Below are 8170 nucleotides of genomic sequence, written 5' to 3'. Positions count from 1 at the left end.
CCGGCGAGTACTTACTGGGTGGCGCCATTTCTTCCTCGTTTCCTTGTTCAGGACAACCCTATTGGGTGCCTGTCCGGAAACTTCGTGGCCCCTCAGAGCCGAGTGCGCTGACCAGTACGGACAGAGGCGGGTCAGGCACCGACTCTCGACTGGATGGTGACGCGCAGTTCCGCCGCTTCCGGGCTTCCCACCTCCTCAAAGATGCGTAGAGCCTCCTGCTGGCACACCCGGGCGCGGTCCGTTTGGCCGACACCGGTGAGTGCGCGTCCGAGCACGGTGAGGACGGTGGCGTGCCGCCACTCGCCGCCAATGCCGTGCAGCACGGTCAGTGCCGCCTCGGCGTTCGCGGCTGCCTGCGCGTAGTGCTGACCGGCGATGTCGACCTCGGCCAGCCGGAACAGGGCCATGCCTTCCCATAGCCGCTGGCGGCTCTCACGGAAGACCTCCAGTGCCTCAAGGAGTCGAATGGTCGCGGAGTCGAGGTCTCCACTCCGAGTGAGAGCCAGGCCCAGGACGTAGCGAGCGTCGGCGCCACGCATGGAGTTGCCCATGGAGTCGTAGATCTCCGTGCTCTGCCGAGCCAGAGTCACGGCGTTCCGTGTGCGTCCGGTGGCCAGGTGGATGCGCGAGAGGTTGCACAGGGCGCTTGCCTCACCCAGGCGGTCCTCCAACGCACGGAAGCTCTCGATGGCACGAGTGAAGTGTGCCTCAGCGTCGTCGTACCGGTTCCGGTACATCGCCACCGCACCGTTGATGTTCGAAGACCAGCAGGTGGTCAGTGGGTCGTCTGCCGCTGCGGCCAACGCGGCGGCGCGGTCGGCTTCCTGGGCTGCCACGTCGAAGCTGTTGCCGGAGACGTGTCGGACGAAGGCTCGACCCACGCGCGCCCGTGCCTCGGAACGAGTGTCCCCGGCCTCCTCCGCCACGTTCCGCAGTAGCACGGCGACGGCCTCGTACTCCTTGGAGTCGACCCCGGACTCGGCCAGGTCGACTGCCGCCCACAGGAGGTCGACGGCACGCCGCAGAGTTCCGGGCCGCGCGGACTGACGTACGCAGGCCAGCAGGGAGATCGCCTCGGTGGACAGCCAGTCCCGGGCGGCGTGGCGGTCCGGGAAGGTCAGGCCGGGGTGACAGGTCCGCTCCAGGTGGTCCACGAACCGGTCCCCGGGACGTTCGATCGGGTAGACCCCCGCGACGGTGGCCAGGTAGAAGTCCAGCAGCCGGGACATGGCCGCCTCCCGCTCACGCGGAGGCTGCTCGTCCCTCTCCGCACGAGCACGTGCGTAGAGCCGTACGAGATCATGGAACCGATACCGCCCCGGCGCCGCCGACTTCAGCAACGACGTGTCCACCAGGGACTCCAACAAATCTTCGGTCTCCTCCGTCTCCAGGTTCAGTACGGCTGCTGCCGCCGCGAGGGAGATGTCCGGGCCGTCCGCGAGGCTCAGCAGGCGGAACGCGCGGGCCTGTGCGGGTTCCAGTTGGCCGTAGCCCAGCTCGAAGGTCGCCTTCACGGCCAGGTCGCCAGCCTGGAGTTCGTCCAACCGGCGCCGCTCGTCGGCCAGTTCGGCCGCGAGTTCCGACACCGTCCACGTCCGAAGGGCAGCGAGCCGAGACGCCGCGATCCGGATCGCCAGGGGCAGGAAGCCGCAGGCCGCGACCACGTCCAGGGCGGACTCCCGCTCGGCGGTCACCCGTTCCGCGCCGACGATCTTCGTGAAGAGCTGCAACGCCTCCTCGGGAGACATCACGTCCAGGTCGACGAGGTGGGCTCCCAGGTCCACCATCCGCACGCGCGCCGTCACCAGCGCCGCGCAGCCCTCCGTGCCCGGCAGCAGGGGCCGTACCTGTGCCACGTCCTTGGCGTTGTCCAGCAGCACCAGCATCCGCCGCCCGTCCAGCATCGACCGGTACAGCGCGGCCCGTTCCTCCAGGGAGTCCGGTATCGCGGAGTCCGGCGTGCCCAACGCCCGCAGGAACGCGCCCAGTACGGTCTCCGGTTCAGCCGCGCGGGAGCCCGCGCCTTGGAGGTCGACGTACAGCTGGCCGTCGGGGAAGGCGGATCGTGCCTGGTAGGCCACATGCACGGCGAGGGTTGTCTTGCCCACACCGCCGATGCCGGCCAGTGCCGACACCGCCATGACGCGGCCCTCGGCCGATGCCAGGACCTCGCTCAGTTCCGATACGAAGGCCACCCGGCCGGTGAAGTCCGCGACCGTCGCCGGGAGTTGCGCCGGGCGCACCTGGACAGCTGCCGGTTCAGGGGCTGGTGGTGGCAACGGTTCCGCCAGGATCGGGTCGGCCCGGAGGATGCGCTGCTGCAGATCGCTCAGACTGCCACGGGGGCCGACGCGCAGTTCCTCCCACAGCATCTGCTTCGTGTCCGCGTACACGGCAAGGGCCTCCGCCTGGCGGCCACTGCGGTACAGCGCCAGCATCAACAGCTCGCACAGCCGCTCCCGCAGCGGGTGCGCCGCCGCCAGGGTGGCCAGCTCCGCCATCGCCTCCGCGTGGCAGCCCTGCTCCAGATCCAAGTCCAGGCGGGTTTCGATGAGTTGGAGTCGCCACTCCCCGAGCCGCGCCCGCTGCGCCTCCGCGTACGGTCCCGGCACTCCGGCGAGCGGCTCCTCCCCGTCCCACAGGGACAACGCCCGGTTGAGGAGAGCGCGTGCACGTTCCAGGTCCCGGCTACCTTTCGCCCTCTGCGCTTCTGCGGCCAGGTTCTGGGCCATCGTCAGGTCCAAAGCCCCTTCCGTCAGCCCTCGAATCGCGTAGCCGCCCGGCTCACTCAGCAGGACCCCGGGGCCGAGTGCCCTCCGCAGCGCCGAGACGTAGGAGCCCACCATGGCCAGGGCCGTCGACGGAGGGTCCTCGCCCCACAGCGCCTCGATCAGCTCGTGCGCCGTCGCCGTCTCCCCTTCGCGGAGCAACAGCGAGACCAGCAGAACCCGTTGCTTCGCGGATCCGGTGGAAAGCGGCTCGTCCCCGCGCCAGGCACGCACAGGTCCGAGCACGCTAAAGCGCAGCAGCCCGGACTCGCTCGGCACGTGCCGCTGTTTGGGTGTACGAGGTACAGGCTCCTGCACGGTCGCGATCCGTCGAGCCAGCGTCCGATCGGCTTCCCGGGTCCGCGCGTAGGACGGCGACACAGGTGTCGGGGCGGTCGGTCGTTCCCCCTCGACGTGATGGGCCGCGGCCACGAACATGAGTCGCGCTCTCTCCAGGCGCCGCTCATCGTCCAGGGCCTGAGCCGCCTCGAACTCCGCGGTGGCGAGGTTGACCAGCGCGGAGCGGGACAAGGGGTGGCGTGACCCGAGTGCCGCGGATGCCTTCTGGGCAGCGACCGCAAGGACATCGGCGGCCCGCTCCCACCGATCGCGATCCTCTGCGGCCATCGCCGATCCGAACTCGGCCCGGGCCACGGTGATCAGCGCGGAGAGCGACTTCGGATGGTCGCCGCCAAGAAGCCGCACCAGCCCGCGCGCCTCACGGGCGACGGCATGCACCCGTTCATCCGCCTCGGCGTGGCGTCCCCGCTGGCGGGCGGTCTCCGCCAGCACCGATTCCGCCAAGAGCCGGATCTCCAGCCGTTCCTGTTCATGGAGGGAGTCATCACGGGCATCGAGACCCAACGCCTCCTCGGCCGCGCCCGTGGCCCCGGGCAGGTCCCCCACCCGCAACCTGACCGACGCCAGATTGGCCAGGCTCCGGGCCGCGGCACTGCCCGCGTGACCGTGCCCCGCCAACACGGCGGCCGGCGACAGGACGTCGGCCGCGGCTGGGACAAGACCCCGGTCGGCCAGAACAACCGCCAGCTCGTTGCGCACATCCCCGGGCAGCGCGAGCGACATCGGATCCCGCTGAAGCTGGGAAACCACGCCCCGCAGCAGGGCGCGTGACTCCTCGGCCAAGCCGAGAGCTTCGAGCAGAGCCACCAGATAGGCGAGATCCCGACCGGGACGCGGCCGCCGAAACAGACCAGGGACCTCGCTCAGCGCCACCACGGCCGAAGCCGCACTGCGGCGGGCGCCGATGTCTCCGCGAAGGGCGAGCTCAGCCCGGTCGATGGCCTCCTGCCAGAGATCGGTCATGCGTCGTCACCACGCAGCTGACGCTCCATGGCCGCCTTCGCGGCGATGAACCTGAGTTCGGCGACCTGCGACGGATCGAGCAGCCTGCGCTGCGACCACTCATCGATCCGTTCGAACCACGACTCCGCCGAAGCGGCCGCCACATCGACCGTCAACTCCTGACCAGGCACGGACTGTTGGGAAAGCGAGCTCGCCGGATGGACCACATCCATCAGGTGCTCCACGTCGAACTGGTCAAAGCGGCTCATGGCTTCCCCGATGGTGGCAGCGAAGAGCACGTTGGCGGCCCGGTCGGCGGCGGCCCGGTCCGGGGCCTGTTCCAGGAGGATGCCCACGATCACGGGCTCCTGGTCCTCGGGGAGACCCTTGACGACCGGTCCGCCGGAGTAGCCCGAGTAGTCACCCAGGGCCTGGTGTGCCGTCAGCTGCAGTGCCTGGATGACCCCGCCTCCCTCACAGAGGTACTGCGCCGTGCCGCTGTCCACCTGCCCCCTGAGATGCACTTCGGACGCGCCGGGGCGATACGGTCCGTGCCAGTCGTCCCCGCCGTGGGCGACACCGGCCCGGGGTATCGGCAGCAGTACTTCGTAGGCTCCGGAGATCATGATCAGGGCGAGGTCGGCGTCCTTGTCACGACGGCAGACCTGGCCCGTGAGCCGGCTGCCGTCCGTCAGGACGATGTCTACGTGCTCATCCAACGCGGCAAGGCCCCGCAGACAGTGAAGTGCCGTCAGCACATAGCGGCGAGTCAGCAGAAACCCGCCGCCGAGGCGCTGCTGCGACTGGAAAAGCTCCACCCAGTAACTCGCGTCGGTCACGGCGACTCCGGGACTCGCTCCACAGTGAGGGTGACCTCGAACGACGCCTCGGCCGACGCCTTGGACAGAATGACGCCCGCCTCCGCAGCCAGGGTCAGCCCGAACGTCACCGCCATGCTCGACACCTGCCAGCCGTCCCGGCGCCCCACCCGGGTGAGGGACTGCTGAGCGATGTCGGACGCCTGGACGATGGCCTGCTCCAGTTCTTCAGCCCGGTCACTGAGGGCTGAACTGGACCGCGTGCGGCTGGAGATCTGGCGGCTGCCCGCAGCGTCCACAGCCACGGTCTCGACCCGAACATCGGCCATCTGTCCCCTTGTTGGCGAGGCGGGGCACACACCGGCTCTCGGTCCCCGCCGGAAGCGTAGCCAGCGAAACGCGGCACCGGGGACTGCGACGACAAGATCCGGTCGCGAGAGACTGTCGTCCGCCCAACGCTCGTCAGCAGCGGTCCTGGCCACTTACCAGTCCCCCAGGGGGGGACCTACCCGATGTGGCCGCTGCCGTCCCTACGGCAATGGGAGACGATCATGCGGCTGCGTCACGCTAGTTCAGAGAAGCGGGGGCCGATGCCGTGCAGGTCCTCCACCAGGAGCAGGGCAAGCCAATCTGCGACGTCGCCCTCCTCGATGGCCAGGACGCCGCCCGGGTGGCCTACCTGGGCGGAGGCAGTCGCGGCGACGGTGATGGTCGGGCCGATACCGACGCGGACGTCGACGCCGTAGCGGGAGACCGTTCGCAGCCGCAAGATCTCCCCCAGGTGGGAGGCGGTCGCACCGTGATAGCGCAGCGCGCCGCGCAGGTCGACCAGGGCAGCCGTGGGCGGGAGAGCCTGCACCACCGGCGACAGCTCCCGCATCTGCTCCAGGACCTGCCGGTAGGTCTCCTCCGGCAGCCGGTCCGGGCAGCGCACATGCATCACCACACCCGGCCGCCGCCCCGTGTGCTTGGTACTCATCCAGCACTCACTTCCCCCGCCACGTTATCGAACGCACGATCGAATGAGCGAGTGCGGAAGATACCTCCCCGCACCTAGAGTGGAAAATGTGTTCGATAACTCGCGGGACCTTCCGGACGACCTGGAGCGGCTCCAGACGCTGCGGACCTGGAATGCCATGTGGCTGGCCCGCATCGACCGCAAGATCGCCGAAGTGCAAAAGCGTCAGGCCGAAGAGGAGCACCGCCGGGCGCACCGCCCGCCGGTACCGGACTGGATCCTCGAACTCAACCGCGCCACAGGGCACCCGCTGGCCGTGCACGTCGGCGACTGCGGCATGGCCGGCCGCCGAAGACGGCAGGTCGACCAGGATGGCACCCGCCGCCTCCTCACCGTCGACGGGGTGCCTGCCTGTCCGATCTGCCGCCCAGACACCGCGCTGCACATCACCGACTAGCCAGCCCCTCCTTTGCGGCGCTCGTCCGCAGGGAGCGCCGCCCTCCTCGCCCGATGAAACAGGTCCGGCCCGTCGCTACGGGGGTAAGCGACGGGCCGGATGACTGCCACGGTCTCATACTCAGCGTCTCCGGCATGCCGCATCCTGCTGAATTCGCCCCCGCTCCACGACAGTTGCCTCTCCGGCTGCGCGGCGCGGTGCCTCAGCCGAGTCCGAGTCGGCTGAGGGCAGTGGTCCAGTCGGTGACGATCGCCTGCTGCGCGGCGGCGAGGGTGACCTTGCCCTTGCAGACTGCAGTGTGCAGCTTCGTCTCCACCGGATCCTTCGCGTTGTTGACCCCCGAGCCCTTCTTGTGGCCGGGGTCGGCGGGCTCCACCCACAGGTTGCGGTAGTCGTTCGGGTCACCCCCCAACTGCAGGCTGATGAGGTGGTCGTACTCGGCATCACCCATACGACCAGTGAAGCCGTGGGAGGCGGCATTCAGCTCCTTCTCCTTCCCGGTGACCGACGTGGAGGGCCGGATGCCGGAGGTGTAGCCGCCCTTGCGGCAGATCGTCGACTTCAGATTCGACTGGGTGACCGCCGGGGAGATTGCGCCCGGCGTGCACTTCGGATCCTCCAGCGGCTCACCCTTCAGATACCGGTAGTGGCAACTGCCCGCGGCCGGCTGCTGTTGCACCGTGTACGCCTTCTGCGGACCCGCCCCCACCGCGATCGCCCTCCCGGCCCCGGCAGCACCCGACGCAGCCGACGTAGCACTCGGGCTCCCGGACGACGTGGAGCCGCCCAGCGACGTGGGGGAACAGCCCGCGAGCATCAGGCAGGTGAGCAGGACGAACGAAGCGGCACGGCGGGTGGAAGGCATGACGACCCCTCACGGTCTGGCGATGGCTGAGCAGATGCTGCCCTACCCGACTGCCGCCCCACCGCGCAGGGTGCCGTGCACAGGCGCACGCCCGTCGCACAGAGCAGCGCCCGTGGCGTGCAACGCGAAATTCCCGCCCCCGCGCCATGCGGGACGCCGTGGGCGACCGTCGACCGCTACCACCGACCGTGTTGGTCGAGGTAGCCGGCCAGCACGTAGTGCGGCCCTGCGGGCTGTGGGCTGGCCAGTCGGCGGGTCCTTCGGAGGTCGGACGACGTCGTCGTCCGCGGCTTTGGCTTCGCCGTACAGATATGGCGCACGGTCGCGGATGCCCCCTGGACGACCTGGTTCGCGACACCGGACACCAAAAGGTCTCCGTACCGCAACGAGTGCGGGACGGAGACCTTTGACTCCTTGCTACCTAGGCGATCATCGACTGCTGCCCGTACGGCGGGTGTGGCTGTCGCAGCTACCCCTGATCCACAGCGTGTTCCGGGCGACGCCGACGCGTCGATTAGCGGCACCCGGACCGTTGCGGCCAGCTATTGCCGCGTCTCTGGTGTCTTCCGGCTCTTCCACGTCCTCAGTCGGGTGAAGCCCCAGAGCAGGAGAAAAGAGATCGCCGCACGCACGCCCAGGCCGAGCACGGCGTCCGCCAGTTTTCCGGCGGAAATATCGGTGAAGGGGAGCAGGGCGAATACGAACTTCAGGACTGCGTTGCCCAGGAGCATGAAGGCCAGGAACCCCAGCGGGGCATCCAGCCAGCTCTTACGCGCTCTGCGCCCTTTGTCGACGACCGGCTCTTCCACTTCGCCTTCTTCTTCCTTTTCCATCGTCATGGTGTTCCTAGCCCAGCCTGCTCTTCATCGTATTGGTGATGTGGGTGACCAGGGTGGAGAGGTGGAGATGAAGTGACCCCCTGAGGTCCGACACTTCCGTTTTATGCCGCGAGGTCGAGGCGTTTCCGATAGCGGGTCCGTGCCTGATGCGGGGTGAGGTAGC

7 protein-coding genes are annotated in these 8170 nt (G+C 68.9%); 1 reads left to right on the top strand and 6 read right to left on the bottom strand.

The window, feature by feature from the left end; translation table 11 throughout:
• Positions 1 to 131: 131 nt before the first annotated feature.
• From AB0I51_RS47815 to AB0I51_RS47800, 4 genes are all read right to left on the bottom strand, one after another.
• Positions 132 to 3086: a BTAD domain-containing putative transcriptional regulator gene (locus tag AB0I51_RS47815; RefSeq protein WP_362985729.1), complete on the bottom strand. Its 2955-nt coding sequence runs from the start codon at positions 3084 to 3086 to the stop codon at positions 132 to 134.
• A 1001-nt stretch (positions 3087 to 4087) separates the two neighbouring features.
• On the bottom strand, positions 4088 to 4909 hold the full coding sequence (locus tag AB0I51_RS47810) for a serine protease (protein WP_362985727.1): 822 nt from the start codon (positions 4907 to 4909) through the stop codon (positions 4088 to 4090).
• Positions 4906 to 5217, bottom strand: coding sequence for a CU044_2847 family protein (locus AB0I51_RS47805; RefSeq protein WP_362985725.1), 312 nt, complete (start codon positions 5215 to 5217; stop codon positions 4906 to 4908). Before AB0I51_RS47805 ends, AB0I51_RS47810 begins: the two co-directional genes overlap by 4 nt.
• Before the next feature lie 233 nt (positions 5218 to 5450).
• Complete coding sequence (locus tag AB0I51_RS47800) at positions 5451 to 5867, bottom strand: hypothetical protein (protein WP_362985723.1); 417 nt, start codon at positions 5865 to 5867, stop codon at positions 5451 to 5453.
• Between the two features lie 88 nt (positions 5868 to 5955).
• On the opposite strand from AB0I51_RS47800, the gene AB0I51_RS47795 reads away from it, so the two are divergent.
• Positions 5956 to 6303, top strand: coding sequence for a DUF6233 domain-containing protein (locus AB0I51_RS47795; RefSeq protein WP_362985721.1), 348 nt, complete (start codon positions 5956 to 5958; stop codon positions 6301 to 6303).
• A 202-nt stretch (positions 6304 to 6505) separates the two neighbouring features.
• Here the strand turns inward: AB0I51_RS47795 and AB0I51_RS47790 are convergent, their stop codons facing one another.
• Together AB0I51_RS47790 and AB0I51_RS47785 are read right to left on the bottom strand one after the other, a co-directional pair.
• Positions 6506 to 7168: a hypothetical protein gene (locus tag AB0I51_RS47790; RefSeq protein ID WP_362985719.1), complete on the bottom strand. Its 663-nt coding sequence runs from the start codon at positions 7166 to 7168 to the stop codon at positions 6506 to 6508.
• Between the two features lie 542 nt (positions 7169 to 7710).
• On the bottom strand, positions 7711 to 8007 hold the full coding sequence (locus AB0I51_RS47785) for a hypothetical protein (RefSeq protein ID WP_362985717.1): 297 nt from the start codon (positions 8005 to 8007) through the stop codon (positions 7711 to 7713).
• Positions 8008 to 8170 lie beyond the last annotated feature (163 nt).

The organism is Streptomyces sp. NPDC050549 (genome assembly GCF_040655035.1).
Classification (GTDB): Bacteria; Actinomycetota; Actinomycetes; order Streptomycetales; family Streptomycetaceae; genus Streptomyces.
The sequence above is the reverse complement of the archived record's forward strand: the minus strand, read 5'-3'. Positions and strand labels throughout refer to the sequence as shown.

Coding starts and splice junctions, on each gene's coding strand:
- AB0I51_RS47790 (WP_362985719.1), bottom strand. CDS start 7,168: ATGCCTTCCACCCGCCGTGCCGCTTCGTTCGTCCTGCTCACCTGCCTG.
- AB0I51_RS47805 (WP_362985725.1), bottom strand. CDS start 5,217: ATGGCCGATGTTCGGGTCGAGACCGTGGCTGTGGACGCTGCGGGCAGC.
- AB0I51_RS47785 (WP_362985717.1), bottom strand. CDS start 8,007: ATGACGATGGAAAAGGAAGAAGAAGGCGAAGTGGAAGAGCCGGTCGTC.
- AB0I51_RS47800 (WP_362985723.1), bottom strand. CDS start 5,867: ATGAGTACCAAGCACACGGGGCGGCGGCCGGGTGTGGTGATGCATGTG.